Annotated in this window: 12 protein-coding genes and 2 pseudogenes; 10 read left to right on the forward strand and 4 right to left on the reverse strand. The window is 38.1% G+C overall.

The annotated features are described in order from the left end of the window. The first annotated feature begins 5 nt into the window (after positions 1 to 5). The 3 genes from drmB to BN1067_RS00740 all read left to right on the forward strand — a co-directional run bounded on the left by drmB (position 6) and on the right by BN1067_RS00740 (position 4109). Entirely contained in the window at positions 6 to 1805 is a 1800-nt protein-coding gene (drmB, locus tag BN1067_RS00730; protein ID WP_053217024.1) for a DUF1998 domain-containing protein, read from the forward strand. Beyond that, positions 1802 to 2584 (forward strand): phospholipase D-like domain-containing protein, encoded by a 783-nt coding sequence (locus BN1067_RS00735; RefSeq protein ID WP_053217025.1) that lies wholly within the window; start codon positions 1802 to 1804, stop codon positions 2582 to 2584. Before drmB ends, BN1067_RS00735 begins: the two co-directional genes overlap by 4 nt. A gap of 79 nt (positions 2585 to 2663) precedes the next feature. Further along, positions 2664 to 4109, forward strand: coding sequence for a DNA cytosine methyltransferase (locus BN1067_RS00740; protein ID WP_053217026.1), 1446 nt, complete (start codon positions 2664 to 2666; stop codon positions 4107 to 4109). Positions 4110 to 4113: 4 nt separating this feature from the next. Here the strand turns inward: BN1067_RS00740 and BN1067_RS00745 are convergent. The 3 genes and pseudogenes from BN1067_RS00745 to BN1067_RS00755 form a co-directional block, all read right to left on the reverse strand. Continuing rightward, positions 4114 to 4545 (reverse strand): annotated as a pseudogene (locus BN1067_RS00745) (very short patch repair endonuclease). 226 nt (positions 4546 to 4771) lie between these two features. Then, positions 4772 to 7132, reverse strand: coding sequence for a glycoside hydrolase family 3 protein (locus BN1067_RS00750; RefSeq protein ID WP_234400598.1), 2361 nt, complete (start codon positions 7130 to 7132; stop codon positions 4772 to 4774). 491 nt (positions 7133 to 7623) lie between these two features. After that, positions 7624 to 8022, reverse strand: a complete 399-nt coding sequence (locus BN1067_RS00755; RefSeq protein ID WP_053217027.1) for a (deoxy)nucleoside triphosphate pyrophosphohydrolase — start codon at positions 8020 to 8022, stop codon at positions 7624 to 7626. A gap of 184 nt (positions 8023 to 8206) precedes the next feature. Here BN1067_RS00755 and BN1067_RS00760 point away from each other — a divergent pair, with 184 nt between their 5' ends. From BN1067_RS00760 to BN1067_RS00795, 7 genes and pseudogenes are all read left to right on the forward strand, one after another. Then, positions 8207 to 9145, forward strand: a complete 939-nt coding sequence (locus tag BN1067_RS00760) for a ParA family protein (protein ID WP_407701339.1) — start codon at positions 8207 to 8209, stop codon at positions 9143 to 9145. A gap of 14 nt (positions 9146 to 9159) precedes the next feature. Further along, positions 9160 to 9732 carry a hypothetical protein gene (locus BN1067_RS00765; protein WP_053217029.1) on the forward strand — a complete coding sequence of 191 codons (573 nt, stop codon included), beginning with the start codon at positions 9160 to 9162 and terminating at the stop codon, positions 9730 to 9732. A gap of 958 nt (positions 9733 to 10690) precedes the next feature. After that, positions 10691 to 12487 (forward strand): GmrSD restriction endonuclease domain-containing protein, encoded by a 1797-nt coding sequence (locus BN1067_RS00775; RefSeq protein ID WP_053217031.1) that lies wholly within the window; start codon positions 10691 to 10693, stop codon positions 12485 to 12487. Positions 12488 to 12663: 176 nt separating this feature from the next. Beyond that, the gene (locus tag BN1067_RS00780) at positions 12664 to 13887 is read left to right on the forward strand and encodes an ISL3 family transposase (RefSeq protein WP_110943234.1); all 1224 of its coding nucleotides are present in this window, start codon (positions 12664 to 12666) and stop codon (positions 13885 to 13887) included. A 199-nt stretch (positions 13888 to 14086) separates the two neighbouring features. Beyond that, a pseudogene (locus BN1067_RS00785) lies at positions 14087 to 14539 on the forward strand (transposase family protein); the annotation flags it as partial. 114 nt (positions 14540 to 14653) lie between these two features. Continuing rightward, positions 14654 to 15169: a pyridoxamine 5'-phosphate oxidase family protein gene (locus tag BN1067_RS00790; protein WP_053217033.1), complete on the forward strand. Its 516-nt coding sequence runs from the start codon at positions 14654 to 14656 to the stop codon at positions 15167 to 15169. Positions 15170 to 15422: 253 nt separating this feature from the next. Then, the gene (locus tag BN1067_RS00795) at positions 15423 to 15929 is read left to right on the forward strand and encodes a hypothetical protein (RefSeq protein WP_053217034.1); all 507 of its coding nucleotides are present in this window, start codon (positions 15423 to 15425) and stop codon (positions 15927 to 15929) included. Between the two features lie 205 nt (positions 15930 to 16134). Here BN1067_RS00795 and BN1067_RS00800 read toward each other — a convergent pair whose 3' ends face one another. Continuing rightward, complete coding sequence (locus BN1067_RS00800; RefSeq protein ID WP_053217035.1) at positions 16135 to 16569, reverse strand: hypothetical protein; 435 nt, start codon at positions 16567 to 16569, stop codon at positions 16135 to 16137. Positions 16570 to 16810: the final 241 nt, after the last annotated feature.

The raw sequence follows: 16810 nt of genomic DNA on the forward strand, positions 1-16810 counted from the left end.
GCAGCATGGGAAACAAAGTTGGAGAATTAAGGCCAAGTCAGTTAATTACTACATTCGGACCGGGATCGATAGTAGATCTGCCCGACTATTCGGTTATTATTGGTGGAATAGATAAATGGGATAGTATAGATGTTTCAAAAGCTAAGACTATTGAAGAACCGAGAATCAGGAAGAAATTACGAATTCAACAAATAAAGTCAATCCCTTTCAGCAGGGACAAAGAGTTTGGAACTATTCCAGCATACCGTTTTCCGGAATATCATGTCTGTCCATCCTGTCGGAAACTGGGGAGACGGAATGGAAGAGACTTTTTTGAAGAGGAGGGAGTCCTTTACTGTAAGAACCCAGATAACCCGAATGGAGCTTGCCCAAAGGTTAAGACGCACCCTGTTCGCTTTATTACCGCTTGTAAGAAAGGACATATAGATGATTTCCCTTGGTTGTTTTATGTCCATAAAGGTGAAAAATTTGATTCAAAGAAATGCAAGCTGTATTTGGAAGATAAGGGTGAGACAGGCTCTTTAAAGGATCTGGTAGTTAGCTGTAAAACATGTAATGAAGAGAGATCCATTAATGAAGCACTGGTTAGTACCAAGTTATTGGGGAGATGTAGTGGAAACAGACCTTGGTTAAGGGACAGAGATCCAAAAGGCTGTGAGGAGGAGAAAGAACTGTTGCTCCGAGGTGCTTCCAATATTTATTTTTCGTCATTGGAAAGTTCCATCGTCATTCCCGCACAAGCTGATGATAGTCTTGATGAATTTGTTAAAAGCAAAGTTGAAATGGGAGATGATGAACTAGTTAGTAACAGAACAGTATTTGATACAGTTTATAAGAGAAATCCGGATGTGTACAGAGTTGGTTTAGATAAAGTCTGGAACATTGTTCAAAAGCTAAAGAATGGAACGGAGCAAGAAGTAGATTTAAAAAAACCAGAGTATAATGCGCTCCTTACCCAACCGCATAATTATGAAGACATCGATTTTGAAGTGGAAAAAGAAGAAGTGCCGCAAAGATATAAAAGTATTGTTTCTAACTTAATTAAAGTAAAACGGTTAAAAGAAGTGATGGTACTAAGAGGTTTTACCCGTATTCACCCATCACCAGATCTCACAACCCGGTTATCAAGGAAATCTGAAAACGAAAGTGATGCATCTAACGATCAGGTGGACTTAGCACCTTTAAGTGCAAACGACAAATTAAGCTGGTTGCCAGGTGTGGAAACATACGGGGAAGGAATTTTTCTGACTATTAATGAAGACAAATTGAAATTATGGGAAGATAAGTATGCGAGTTATGAAAAATCAATGGAAGCAGCCCATAAAAAAATATATAAAGAACGAGATATGCCGGAAGATGCTATTCCTGCTTTTGAAGGCTTGCGCTATGTACTTCTTCATACTCTTTCACATGCCCTAATCAGAGAGTTAACCTTACATTCCGGCTATTCTTCATCTGCACTAAAAGAACGGATTTATTCTGATGCGGAAAACGAAATGGCTGGCATACTTATTTATACTTCCACTGTCGACTCGGAAGGAAGTCTTGGCGGACTAGTCGAACTGAGTAAGAGAGACCAGTTTGAGTCTATCTTGGCAAGGGCATTAGCGGCAGCGAAATACTGTTCAGGTGACCCGCAGTGTGCAGAGCATGATGTTGAAAAGCTTGTAGATGTCAATGGTGCCGCTTGTCATAGCTGTATGCTTATTGCAGAGACCTCCTGTGAGAAATCAAACCGTTATCTGGATCGCTCTTTACTTGTAGAGACAGTTTCTAACTATGGAAGGGAATTTTTTGAAAGTTGAATACGTTACAGGATAAAGTTGTTCATTTTGTTTTTGTATGCACACATAATTATGATGACTACCTGCTGGATCGTCTTATAAATGTACTTAGTAAAGTAGATGTTAAGAACGGAATTGGTTCAATCCAATCCGTTCTTAACTTTCCTTTTGACTTAGAATATTTACTGTTCGAAATATTAGGAGAAGTATATAAAAAGGAATTAAGAACTTCCGACTTGATTAACGCTTTAGAGATAGCTCGTAGGATGGCAAAATATCAGATTGCTTCCCAGCCAAGAATTATACCGGTGTGGACAGGACCTGCTTTTGACAGAAGTTTAACTCCCTTTAAAACCTATGAAACAGTAAAACAATTAATTGATTCGGCAAAAGATGAAATTTTTATTGTGGGGTATAACTTTTCATTCAGGTATGAAATAATTCGTGAGCTGCTTGGAAGCATAGAAAAAGCGGCAGAGAGAAAGTGTCGGATAAATTTAATTGTCAACAATGAAGAGAGCAACTATAGGGAAATCATGAGTAACTGGAACAAAGAATCTTACTTGTTAAATATTTATAGCTGGATTGGAACACCGGAAGAAGATTACGCGAGTTTACATGCGAAATTGGTTATTATTGATCAGCAAAAAATGCTGTTAACTTCGGCTAACTTTTCTTATCATGGATTTAAAAAGAACATTGAAACAGGTGTTGTGATCGAAAATCATGAAGTCACCAGATCCATATGGAAACAGTACCAGTCATTGCTTCGTAATAATGAAATGAAAAAAGTTTACTAAAGACTGAGAGGCGCTCCTGTTTGTTTTATTCTCTATAAATCAGTAAAATAATAGTATAAAGAATTAAAGGAAGTAAACTATGAAAACATTGAAAGTACTTGATTTATTTGCAGGTGGAGGAGGCTTTTCCACTGGCTTTTTACAGGCAAGTTACCCTGATATTAACTTTGAAATATTGAGGGCAGTTGAACTGGATCAGGCTGCCTGCGATACATTGCGCAGTCATATAGGGGAAGATAGAGTGATACAGGGAGATATAACGACGACGGAGGTAAAGGAGGAGATTTATACCTCCTGTAGTGACGTTGATGTGGTGATAGGTGGACCTCCCTGCCAGACTTTCTCCTTAGCCGGACCGGCCAGATCAGGCACCGCGGAGATGCGTCAAAAGTTAAAGGATGATCCACGAAATACATTATACAAACATTTCTTTGAAATAGTAGACCGTATCAAGCCTGTTTTTGTTGTATTTGAAAATGTCGAAGGGATGCTTTCAAAGAAGGTTGATGGAGCACAGGAGCTCAATAACAAACAAGCCCAAGTTATTGAGCTGATATGTGATGAATTAGAGTCCAAAGGCTACAAAACCGGTATTCAAGACAGTATCTCTGACCGATTTCAAGTGTTAAATGCTGTCCAATACGGGGTACCCCAAAACAGAAAAAGGATCATCATTATTGCCAATCGTTTGGGAATGGATAATCCAAGACTCGATCCTACGCATGGGTGGGATGATAAACCTTTTCTTACAGTGAAAGATGCTATTGCGGATCTACCGGTCAGGTTACCTAAAATTTCTTTTGCACGTCTGGATAGTTTGAAAAATATAGATGTGATTAAGAATAATTACAAAGCAAGCCTGTTAACTTTTATGAACATGCTTAAAGATTTAGCTATAAAAGAAGTACACTGCAAGCAATCAGAAGGAGTAATGGAATTATATAGTAGTTTAAAGGAAGAATACGAACTTATAAAAGATAAGAAAACCTACAAGATGTATAATCTTAAGAAGTTTATAGAGAAATATAATGAATTAATTTTGAAATACAGTGTTAATCAATTCAGGGATAGTCAAGAGTTATGTAATCATCAGTCGCGTGAACATAACTTTAGAGATATTATTATTTTTATAAAGACAAAACAAGGAAGTAATTCGGCACGTTTTATGAACCATGAGTCAGATGATTACGATCGGTTTCTGGATTCTCTTTATCCTTATAGCAGGAATAAACATAAGGACACTTACGTTAAACACAGCTGGAATAAACCTTCCAATACAATTTTGGCTCATATGGAGAAAGATGGATTGAAATTCATTCACCCTGAACAGCCAAGGACACTAACTCCGTATGAGGCCCAACTACTGCAGTCTTTTCCGAAAGAATACGTCTTCCAGGGGGGAAGAAACGATCAATATCGTCAGATCGGTAATGCAGTCCCGCCTAGTCTGGCAAAAGTAATCGGAGAATCCATCCTTGAAATGAGTATGAGATTTGAAAAGATTAATGGTGTACAAGCTATATAGGTTATCATAAATCGACACTTTCCATTCGGGCGGCGTCTTCAATAAAATGAATTATTCTATTGATCGTTTGCTCGAATTCTTGTTTTATTTCATGTTCCCATACGCGAAGTATATTTCATTTATTTGCAAAATAATACCGATTTACCTCTTCATCTCTTTCCCTGTTCCGGTTCAATTTTTTTATCCAGAACTCGCTGTTAGTTTTAGGGGAGTTTCCGTGTATAGGACAACTATGCCAGAAACATGAGTCTATAAATATTACAACTTTATACTTTTTAATGGATATATCAGGTTTTCCGAATAGGTTCCTCGTATTTTTTCGAAATCTGTATCCCCTTCTCCAGAGTTCTTTAGTAACTTTATCTTCTAACTTAGATTTTGACTTAATAGCCTGCATGTTTTTTCGCCTTTGTTCTTTTGTTAAAACATCAGTCATTATGAACATCTCCCTATAATAGTATATGTTTATCATTATCCTGGCTAATTAATCCTAAACATTGGGGTAAATAATAATAGAATTATATACCTTTTATAAAGGGCAGTTTAATCCGAAAATATGTTCTGCAAAAAATTTACTTTCCGTCCAAAGAGTTGAATTACATGGGATGCAAATGCACCAGACACTCATAGGGAATATGCTATGAGTGCCTGGTGTTTATTTGTTATTTCTTTTGATATTGTTCTACTCGGGAATCATTAATTACTCCATCCCAATTTAAACCAAACGTAAAGTCGTATGCATTTCCTTCCGTATCAACGTGGACTTCCATATCATGTGGAACATCTTCATATTGTTCTTCTACAGTCTTCATATTAGCTGGCATTTGAAATGGCAGCAGTCCTGAAGGTTCAACAGCGCCTGAAACGATATCAAGTACAGCTTGGTCTTGTACTCCAAAGTTTACAAGGATAGCATCCGCTTGGCTTTCAAATTCAGCAAGTACTGACGGCGTACTCATGTTGATTGAAACAATTACTGGTTTGTCTCCCATCTCCTCTTTCGTTTCAAGTACGAGATCCAAATCTTTTGTGTTTGCAGCTGTCACGGTTTTGTCTTTGTATGATCTGTTGGTGAAATCTTCTGTTGGATGACCACCAGCTATGCTTTCTTCTCTAGCATATTCAGCCGTATATTCTCCGTACTGTAAGCTAATTGGCAAGTAGCCATTTCCACCACTTAGGCGGTCTTCAACAGAATAGCCAAGTCCTCCATCTGGACTTTCGATTCCAACTAATGCAAAGTCTGCTTCATTAGGATCATTCGTCACATTAAAATATTTTTCTACTACCTCTAGATTAAATGGAATTTCATAGTAACCCGGTGTCGTTCCTCCGCCAAAGCGGGACTCTACAGGAGGGTACCAACGCTCCGGTACATAAGCTGTTAGCTTTTCGTTCGTTTCGTTTTTCATTGGTAATACGTTATCTTTGTTTTTAAGCATGACAATCGACTTGAGTTGCGCTTCAAAACCTGCTCCCATGTATTCGGAATTTCCGACAGTATTAGCTGTTTCTTCGATATTAAGATAAGGATTTTCAAATAATCCTACCTGGAAAATATTTTTCAACAATCTTTTTGCAGAATCCTCAAAACGATTACGCATAAATTCTTCGCCATGGTCTTCAACACCAATTTGATAAGCGGCTATAATATCGTCCGATTCATCAACACCACCGAATTGATCCACGCCATTCATAATAACTTTATAGAATCGTTCCGGAACAGAAAGGTGTTCTACTCCCCAAGAGGTTCCGTAACCGAATTTCTCCATGTCTTCAATTTCATAGCCAATATCTTCGGTTATTCCCCAGTCTGTAGTCACTACTCCATCATAATTATATTTATTTCTTAGCAGATCTTGGATCATATATTTACTATATGAATTGCCAACATTTTCCCCATATTTTGTATCTTGATTCCAAGAAATGGTGTAGTAAGGCATGATTGCAGAAACGGAGCCAGTACCATCTCTTAAGTCAAATGCCCCTTCTAAAAATGGAGTTAGATGTTCATCAAAGTTGTTACCTGGATAAACGGCGTATTTTCCGAACGGATAGTGTGCGTCGCGCCCAGCTTCACCTGATCCACCGCCTGGCCAGTGTTTAGCCATTGTGTTAACACTTTTAAATCCCCAAGCATTCGCAATTTCATCTTCATCCCTGGATGTTTGGAAGCCATCGGCATAAGCCCGAGCCATATCTGCGGCAAGGTTAGGATCTTCGCCGAACGTTCCCGGGAACCGGTACCAACGTGGGTCTGTTGCAATATCTATTTGTGGAGAAAGTGCCGTTGAAATTCCCAGTGCACGATATTCCTTGGAAGCAATATCCCCAAATTCTTTAACAATATTCGGATCAAAGGTTGCAGCTAACCCAATGGATTCTGGCCACATCGATATGTCTCCACCCGCACCGGCGTTATACTCTGCACTTGAATCAGAACCATGGCGTGGATCGGAACTGTTATTTAATGGAATACCTAAACCTAAGCCTTCTGCGAGTGCTTGAGCATTATTGTTCCATTGTGCAGCAGTTTCAGGACTTGCAACACTGGTAAATAAAACGTGACGCAGATTGTCGTTAACAATATAACTTCTTTGTGCTTCAGTTAATTCAGCGGAATTAATCGATTGGTGTGAACTGTACAGCATTAGACCAGAGATTTGTTCTACTGACATTTTAGATGCTAAATCGGTAGCACGTTCTTCAACAGACAACCGCCAATCTTCATAATCATCCAACCGATTATTCTTGTTTAGGTCTTTAAAAGCGTATCCACCCCGAATCAGATAATCAACTCCTGATTCTGTTGAATAAGCTAATGTTGGGCCACCCCTATTCGTAATGTAATTTAATTCCCCCGATTCAATTACAGACCACTTTCGTCCATTGTCTTTCGTTAGTCCTTCACCATTGCCATTGTTGTTAGGATTTGCACTGCTTGCCATCACTGGACTCTGTAGGCCAAGCATTAGAACTGCGATGGAAGCAATACTTACTGTTCTTTTCAACCCTTTAAGCATGTTTCAACCTCCTTGAGTTACTGTAAAATCAAGTGCATGAAAAGGCTAAGATGACTGACAAGTAGTAAAGAAAGATTTCGTAAGTTGATAAAGCATGTAGTACGTTCTCATTGTGAATGGTGTAAGCGTGCTTCCCTATGGTAGTTGTTTAACTAGCAGTTAGTTTAATAATGTCATTGGGTTTTTTAGTGAAGAAAAACTCTACAGGATGGAATGTGAATAATTAGAAGACTTGCCTCCTTTCTAGAGAAAGCGCTTACTAATTTATTGTAAAATGGAAAACGGTATTTCCTTTTAAAAATTAATAGCATTTTTTAAAGAAAATCTAGATTTTTTTAACATACAGACATTGGTTAGTTTTCAGGAGGAAAGTTTTCTGAGAGGGTTTATACTTCAATAATGAAAAAGAAGAGAATGGGGAAAAGATAAATACATGTTGATATTTTGAGGGCCGGTATTTTATTAAAAAGTATAGCTGCTAAAATAGTCAGCTATACTTTTTCGTTTCTCAACTTCTCAACTGCGGGGAGATCAGCAGGTGCCCACTTTAGTGAATCAAGATTTTCTCGTTTCAGCCAAATCAATTTGGAGTGTTCATTAGGGGTAAGTGTCCCTTTAACCATGTTGCATTTAATCGCAGTTAAATTAATAATAAATTTTTCATATTCGTGTGTATTTTCGTTAAATAGTTCAGTTGCTTTTACCCTGGCATTCATTTCCTCCTCAATTTCTCTTTCAAGCGCAGTATAGAGATCTTCTCCTTCTTCTACTTTTCCACCCGGAAATTCCCACATGTTCGGAATCGACATGTCAGGAGAACGTAATGCACAGAGGATTTCATTGTTTTCATTTTCTATAATGGCTGCTACTACTTTTACTGTTTTTTTCATATTCACCCCTCCTAGAGGTATTCTATCATAGCACGTTAAAGCTTGGAGTGTTATACATCTCAAGACCTCGCGTGTTGGTCCAAAAATCAAGAAGAGAGCTAAAGAACATTTGGATATTTATTATGAAATCTTGAAAAATCCAATCCCTTTAACATATACATGTAATGCATGACTAAAGAAGGGAGTGGAAGTTTTGGCGGTTATTTCTGTGATGAATTATAAAGGCGGGGTAGGAAAAACAACCTTAACTGCAAATATTGCTGCCGAGATGGCAAAAACAGGTATGGAAGTCCTGTTGGTGGATTTAGACCCTCAGGCTAATCTGACTTTATCTTTTATTAGCATTGAACAATGGCAAAACCTCGATCGACTAGAACGGACGGTAAAGCATTGGTATGATGCCTACTTAGATAAAGATGAAGACATGTCACTCAAAGACTTAATTATTTCTCCGCCAATGGTAAACAGTCGTCTGGACACCGATCCTGAAAGTGGAAGGATTGACTTAATTTGCTCCCATTTAGAATTAATTAATGTAGATATGGAACTATCAAGCAGATTAGGCGGCAACACTGACCGGACCATTAGAAGTAATTATCTAAGGGTGTTGACCCGTTTAAAAAACAAGCTGGATGAAATAAAAGGAGAATATGATGTTATTATTATCGATTGTCCACCAAACTTTAATCTCATAACACAAAATGCCATAGTTGCCAGTGATTTTTATATTGTTCCGGCAAAAGCAGATTATTTATCTACACTTGGTATAAACACGTTAATCCGCCATGTTGAGGAACTGAAGCGTAAATTCAATCAATACTCCCGGCAATCAAATGACCCAGATACCTCTACCATTTCCCCGCATATGCTAGGTGTTATTTTTACCATGGTTTCTTACCGTAATCAGCAACCCATTTCCGCACAAAGTGACTATATTAATCAGATAAAGAGAGACCGTCATTGTTTTACTAATTTTCTTAGAGAAAGCAAGACAATATTTGCCCATGCTCCAGAGAGTGGAATTCCGGTAGTGTTGCAGCGAAAAAACGAACAGCAGGAATTGATTTGTAAAGAAGTGAACGGAATGGTGAATGAAATATTTATGTTATCGAACCTAAGTTGAAGGGGGAGCTAATCTTGTCACAAAAAGAGATGGAACAAATGTTGGATATGCTGAATGGGGTAATCAAGGGACTGAGTGAAGAACAGTACCATAACCTTTTAACAGGAAAGGCAACACTTCAATATGTACCTTCATCTGGACCCGAATTTGCTTTAGTTAGAGAAAAAATAATAAAGGAAGCTCATACCATGGAGGAGATAGAAACTACGATGGGTAAGCCTGTTAAAAAGTATTTGATTGCTTTTTGCAGGCATGAGGGAATTGGCATTTTAAGCAAAGATACAAAAGCGGTTATTTATCAAAAAATAGCTTCCCATTTTAAGATAGATGGTAAAAAGGTTGAAAATGAAGAAACGCCGGTGATACAGATCGCAAATGCACTAAAAGAAATAAATATTCAGGAGGATGCAAAAGAATTTTTGTTGAATCATCCCTTACTCCGGACAAAAAAGGATTTAATGTATCTTGCTAAAGTCCTTCACGTTCACATAAATAAGAGTGCTACTAAAATGGAGATATTAAATCGGGTTGTCGCATCAGTGACAGGAGCAAAGGCAAGAGGGAAGCTGATCCGTGGAGAAAACTAGAAAGTTCATTAAATCTTTATTTTGGATGTAATGTAGCTCAACATATGATGAAGATGCTTTATTTTTGTATAGGGATCTGACTTATCGGACAGAGACTTGTGGGGGATTATTAGAGTGCTGCCCTAAATGATAGCTCATATTAAGAAGTCTGTTCATTGAACTTCCAAATGCTTTTTCACCTAAAAATTTCTTGCCTTTTCATTTTTTTACTATATTTTAGGATTATTTTTTAACCAAAACTTGGTAAAATATATTTATGCTAGTAATCTTGTTGGAATATTATCTATTTAAGGAGGAAGATATAAATGTTTAAGACTACTGTGCATTGCACTAATTGTAACAAGAAGATCTCATCAGGTGAAAAAGTAACTATTCATACTGAAATCCCTTCATTTTCTAATGCTCCTATGGGGAGAGCTGACACGGTAATACAAAAGCTAATAGAACAAACTAATGGTGAAATCTTATGTAAAAATTGTCAAAGGGAATAGAAGATGGAAAAGGAAAAAGGATCGGCAATTAGACCAGGTGAAAAAGTATAGAAATGGAGTAGCTCACCTTTAACTATTGTATGCATGATTATTGTTGTTAAATAATTTAATCGCTTTCTCTTTGCCATTTATTTCTTCCTCAATCTCTGAAGAGTAGTGCAGAGAGATTCTCTCCCTCTTTTTTTCCTCTAGAACTGGAACTCAAATTAGGAACAGACAATCATAAAGCGCATAGGATTTCGTTATTTTCGCTTGGATAACAGCTCAACAAACTTTTACTGTTTTTAACTTTAAAACCCTCAATATTCATTCATATTATGGCTAAGAAACACAAACTATCAGCTTGCAAAAAAGGCGAAAAATGAAAGTTGTTGCAATATTATGTTAATATATGGGGGGGTTATGTCTTTACAGGTTAATTTATATGTAAAAGCGAAAATGATACACAGACTATAGGGGTGTGTTAAATGTCAAACTATAATGTTAATAATAGTACAGTAAATACATTACTGAGCTGGATAGAGCAAGGTATTGTCGCAATTCCTGAAATACAACGACCGTTTGTTTGGAAGGCTTCAAAGGTAAGAGATTTATTAGACTCTTTATATAAGGATTATCCAGTTGGGTATATTATCACCTGGCAAAATCCCGATGCTCGCTTAAAAGACGGAACTGTTTCTCAAGGAAAGAAAATATTGATTGATGGCCAGCAACGAGTTACGGCTTTAATGGCAGCTATCTCTGGCCAAGAGGTAGTGGATAACAACTACAAAAAGAAACCGATAAAAATAGCATTCAATCCTCAGGAGGAAAAATTTGAGGTTCAAAATTCTGCTATTTTGAAAGATAAAAAATGGATTCCTGATATCGCAAAGATATTTCAGGAAGGGTTTAGCACCTACAAATTTATCAAAGAGTATTGTGATGAATATCCTGATGTTGATCCAGATAAGTTAAGTGAAATAATCCAAAGACTTATACAAATCAAACATAGTTCTATTGGTATCATTGAACTTTCCCACACATTGGATATTGAAACTGTTACAGAAATTTTTATTAGAATCAATTCAGCAGGGGTAAATTTGAGCCAGGCTGATTTTGCCATGTCAAAAATAAGTGTTAATGATAAGTTTGAGGGGCCATTAATAAGAAAAACGATAGACTACTTTTCACATTTGATAAAGAGTCCGGCTATCTTTGATAATATAAGAAATAATGATGTGAAATTTTCGGCTACTGATAATTTCAACAAAATTAAATGGGTCAAGGATTACAATACTAATATCTATGAGCCAAGCTACTCAGATGTATTGCGTGTAGCTTTTACTTTTAAATTTCTACGTGGGCCAATTTCCAACTTAGTAAGCTTGTTGTCAGGAAGGGATTTTGAAACAAGAGGGTATAGAGAAGAAATTATTGAAAATTCCTTTTATGAGTTAAATGATGGAGTATTAAAGTTTATAGATGAAACAAATTTCAAGCGATTTATCATGATTATCAAGTCAGCTGGGGTAATACATGCGAAGCTAATTAGATCACAAAATGCTTTGAATTTTGCTTATGCACTGTTTTTATTATTACGGGAGAGGAATATAAGCGGATCAGATATCAATAGAATTGTACGTAAGTGGCTAGTGATATCTATTCTTACGGAAAGATATTCTGGATCTGCTGAATCTATGTTTGACTTTGATATTAAGCGGTTTGCATCACAGGAAGATCCCATGGATTATGTAGGAACTGTAGAAGCAGGGGAATTGTCAGATGCATATTGGGAGAATATATTAACTGCAAATTTGGATACGTCGGTTACTAGCAGTCCATATTTTAATTTGTTCTTGATGGCACAGATATATGATAAAGATTATGCTTTTCTATCTAAGTCAATAACAGTTCAGCAGGTGATTGAAGAAAGAGGAGATGTGCATCACTTGTTTCCGAAGAGATACTTACAAAAAAATGGTTTTAACAACCGGGGTGAATATAACCAAATTGCAAATTATGTATATACTGAACAAGTTGTAAATTTGGCAATTAAAGATCAAGCTCCCAATGAATACATGGAAAAGGTAAATCTTCAAATTGATGATAAGCAATTTAGGATAGGGGAGATTAATGATTCAGAACAATTAAGGGACAATATGAGAATGAATTGTGTACCAGAGTCTATTTTTAATGCGGGATTTCAGGATTATAAATTATTTTTAGAAGAAAGAAGACATTTAATGTCACAAAAGATAAGAAGATTCTATGAGAGCTTATAGAAGTGAATATATTACGGTTGGAATATTTCCAGCCGTCTTTTTTATACAATTTGATATTTACGGGCTCTACAATATTTGTTGGGGTTTTAGAAAAATTCCCCATAAAAAATACACACAAGCTCCGATCTCTACTACACTTGAATTGACTAAGAAACAAGCAAGCAGATAGGAGTTGTGTGTACATGCATTCTAACATGACATTGCCCGGATTAGAAAGTGTTTCTATCAAGAAAGTAGACGAGGTGGAGGGAGCTTACCACATGGAGGTGGAGATGCCCAGGCAGGCACAAACCTGTCCGGCGTGTGGTAACCAGACTTCCCGCGTTCATGATTACCGAATACAGAAAATCCAGCACTTGAAGGTATTTGAACGAACCACCTATTTGTTTTACCGCAAACGACGCTATGCCTGTTCCTGTGGTAAACGATTCGCAGAAGCCAATCCGATGGTGGACCGTTATCAGCGTCATTCAAGAGAGTGGAACCAGGCACTTGGCCTTCGGGTGATCCAGGGGATGAACTTCAAGGATACCGCTGCGCAGTTCCGTACCTCACAAGCTACAGCCATTCGCCGGTTCGATCAGGTGGCCACACCAGAACTTCAAGAGGTGGAAGAGCTTCCAGAAGTGATTGCGATTGATGAATATAAAGGCGATACCAATGCGGGGAAATACCAGGTCATCATTGGCGATGGAGAGACCGGAAATCCAATAGATATCCTGCCTGATCGATCCGTCAAAACCGTCAAGCAGTACCTTCGGGAAAAAGGGGGTAATGTCCGGAAGGTCATCATGGACATGAGCTATAGTTTTAAGTCAGCTGTCCGGAAGGCGGTGGGAAGCCCCATCATTGTGGCCGATCGTTTCCATTTTTGTCGGTATATTTATTGGGCTTTGGAAAAGGTGCGCAGGCGAGTCCAAAAGAACTTCCATGAATACGACCGGAAAAAGTGTAAACGGATGAAACATATCTTTTACAAGAAGCAGGAGGAACTAACCGAGAAGCAGCGCTGGTATCTGAACCGATACCTCGATCTATCGGATGAACTACGAGTCGCCTATAAGCTGAAAGAGGCTTTTCGCAGCTGGTTTGAAGAGGCAAAAGCAATGGGGAAAACCGATATTGGCTATGTAAAACAACGATTGTATCAGTATTATGACCGAGTGAAGCAAAGTGGTATGGAAGAATATCTACAAGCGATTGGCACCTTGAAGAATTGGCAGACAGAGATTCTGAATAGCTTTGCGCTCGATTATAGCAATGGGTTTATTGAAGGATTGAACAACCAAACGAAAGTCATCAAACGGAATGCTTTTGGGTTTCGTCGTTACGATCGCTTAAGAACGAAAGTGTTATTACATCATCAACTGAAGGAATTCAGGGGCTTTCAAGTGGGTTAAGGAGTAGGAGCAAATTTCTCCCACCCCAACATTTGACGTAGAACCNCTAAATGAAACACTCGTAACAGAAAACTCTTTATAGAAAAGAAGGCTCTACAATATTTGTTGGGGTTTTAGAAAAATTCCGCATAAAAAATACACACAAGCTCCTATCTCTACTACACTTGAATTGACTAAGAAACAAGCAGATAGGAGTTGTGTGTACATGCATTCTAACATGACATTACCCGGATTAGAAAGTGTTTCTATCAAGAAAGTAGAAGAGGTGGAGGGAGCTTACCACATAGAGGTGGAGATGCCCAGGCAGGCACAAACCTGTCCGGCGTGTGGTAACCAGACTTCCCGCGTTCATGATTACCGAATACAGAAAATCCAGCACTTAAAGGTATTTGAACGAACCACCTATTTGTTTTACCGCAAACGACGCTATGCCTGTTCCTGTGGTAAACGATTCGCAGAAGCCAATCCGATGGTGGACCGTTATCAGCGTCATTCAAAAGAGTGGAACCAGGCACTTGGCCTTCGGGTGATCCAGGGGATGAACTTCAAGGATACCGCTGCGCAGTTCCGTACCTCACAAGCTACAGCCATTCGCCGGTTTGACCAGGTGGCCACAACAGAGCTTCAAGAGGTGGAAGAGCTCCCGGTTATAAAATTGATGCTTTTTGAAAGAAGTGAGCAAAGTGTAGATGGTTTGGATTTCGGGAAAAAGAAAAGGGAGAACGAGACGAATGATAGCTCCACAAAGTAGAAGGAGGTAATCGAAATGGCAAATCATGCATCAGATAACCAGGAAACGATTAAGAAGATAAAAGATCTGATCAAAGATGAAAAGGTGGCGATGCTGACCACGGTATCGCCGGATGGTAAATTGATGTCCCGGCCGATGCAGACGCAGGAAGTTCAATTTGATGAAGAGGAGATTTGGTTTCTGACCGAAAAAGACACGGATAAATTCCGCGATATCAGCCAGAATGCCGAAGTCAATCTGGCGTATGCAGATGATTCTTACGTATCGATCTCTGGTACTGCTGAATTTGTCCAAGATGAGGAAAAGAAAAAAGATTATTGGAATCCGATCATCGGAAAAGTGCTCAATACCTCTGCCGAGGATCCGAATGTCGTGCTGGTTAAAGTGACGCCAAACATTGCAGAGTATTGGGAGGCTGGCATGAGTATGAAGACAGTGAAGGAATTCGTGAAGAAGATGACCAGCAACGATTCCATTGAAGAAGACAATGACTTGAAAGAAACCGTACACTTTAATGAAAATATGCGATGAGGAATAAAAGCCATGGGATTTTCCCATGGCTTTTTTAAAGTTGATATTAAGTAACGTATGATATAGCAGCATGAATAACAGGAGTCATGAAAAGTGATGTACTCCTGTTATTTCGTATGCTAAAATCATGGCTAAAATGATTGTTATCTTATTGCTATTTATGGTGGCAGTCTAAATCTTCCTAAGTAGAAAAAGACAAAGGGGAATAGTGTTTTAACTGGGGCAATGGACTTGACAGGAATGTAAGGATTCGATGAAAGGAACTGGTGATTATATGAAAAAAATGAAGTATTTTGTCTTAGCGTTAGGTATCATTTTTCTGTCCGTATATCTTTATCAGCATTTCATTTATTATATGATCCCGTTCAATCCTATAGAGGAGTATGCAGCGGAATCCCCAGATGACTTTCATATTACACAAAATCTCCCTGACGGTGAAAAAGTCAATGCAAAGAGCCATGATCAGAAAACTTGTGATTTAATTTTGGAGTATCTAAGCAATCTGAAATTAAAGCCGTTAAAGGATAAGGATGCACGAAACGCGCTTGCTAAGAAAGAAAATGAGGCCTATATAACAGGAATGCTAAAGTTAGATCAATCAAGAGAAATATTTATTTCAGACCTATTTATAGATGACCCTGATGTCCTTTATATTAGCTCTTCGATAGCCGGGTTCAATGGAGAAGGATATTATAAAATTGTTGATTCTACATTCGATTATGACTATATCATTGATTTGATTGGCAATCAGGAGGAATAAAAGAGGGGGTATCGGAGTGATACCTGCGTGCATTACGCATACTCCGGTTGTTTTCTTATATATTTTCTATACCTCCTTATCCAATCCCGTATCTTCACATTTCACGAAATAGAAAGGCCCCGCCTTGCAGACGGATTATAATATATAAACCCGTCTACAAGGTAGGGCGTGTTACTTCAAAATAGGTTGGCTTCTTTTTATTTTGTTATAATAATATCCAACCACCATCTGTATGAACCGCTGTAACCATTCCGTTTCCTTGAACAATTCTAAACCCTTCGTCAACAAATTCGAGGAATGGTAGATCAACCCTTATAAGGTCATACTGTGGATTGTCATCGAAGAAATATTCGAGTTGTTGTAAATAATCCTCGCCATTTCGGCATACTTCAATAACTAGAGCACGGTCATTTCCTATGTTACCCATAGCCGATATTACCCCGGCTGCCAAGGTGACGGGAGTCGGTAACATAAAGGCAAGCGATAATACGGTTGCAAACGCGTTTAGACCACTAACAAGTTTTCCCTCATCAACATAAGTGAAGCCTTGCATTCTAATTTCATATTGCGCCCTTTTAATTTTGTATAGATTATCACGGGACAAAGTGAGGTTTCTAATATACTCTATTCTGCGACCCATAACAACATCCCCCTTTAAATTTAACATTGTAAGAGAATCTTCGTTGGCCAACTTAAATCGTCTTACAATATATAAAGGGTAATTAATACTTGAATAATCAACCCACTTCATTGAAAATATCTATTGTTTCTAATTAGAATAGAAGCCCGGATATACCGCTTTAGAGCGTTTTGAATGCTTGGGCGCATATGCTATAAAACATTTTCAACCGTTCCTGTTTTATTAATTGGTATGAGGTGAT

This window comes from Virgibacillus senegalensis, assembly GCF_000821245.2.
GTDB lineage: Bacteria > Bacillota > Bacilli > Bacillales > Amphibacillaceae > Sediminibacillus > Sediminibacillus senegalensis.

What these genes read in the sequence shown, in the direction of transcription:
- drmB (WP_053217024.1), top strand. Translation starts at nt 6, where the DNA reads ATGGGAAACAAAGTTGGAGAATTAAGGCCAAGTCAGTTAATTACTACA.
- BN1067_RS00740 (WP_053217026.1), top strand. Translation starts at nt 2,664, where the DNA reads ATGAAAACATTGAAAGTACTTGATTTATTTGCAGGTGGAGGAGGCTTT.
- BN1067_RS00750 (WP_234400598.1), bottom strand. Translation starts at nt 7,132, where the DNA reads ATGCTTAAAGGGTTGAAAAGAACAGTAAGTATTGCTTCCATCGCAGTT.
- BN1067_RS00755 (WP_053217027.1), bottom strand. Translation starts at nt 8,022, where the DNA reads ATGAAAAAAACAGTAAAAGTAGTAGCAGCCATTATAGAAAATGAAAAC.
- BN1067_RS00775 (WP_053217031.1), top strand. Translation starts at nt 10,691, where the DNA reads ATGTCAAACTATAATGTTAATAATAGTACAGTAAATACATTACTGAGC.
- BN1067_RS00790 (WP_053217033.1), top strand. Translation starts at nt 14,654, where the DNA reads ATGGCAAATCATGCATCAGATAACCAGGAAACGATTAAGAAGATAAAA.
- BN1067_RS00795 (WP_053217034.1), top strand. Translation starts at nt 15,423, where the DNA reads ATGAAAGGAACTGGTGATTATATGAAAAAAATGAAGTATTTTGTCTTA.
- BN1067_RS00800 (WP_053217035.1), bottom strand. Translation starts at nt 16,569, where the DNA reads ATGGGTCGCAGAATAGAGTATATTAGAAACCTCACTTTGTCCCGTGAT.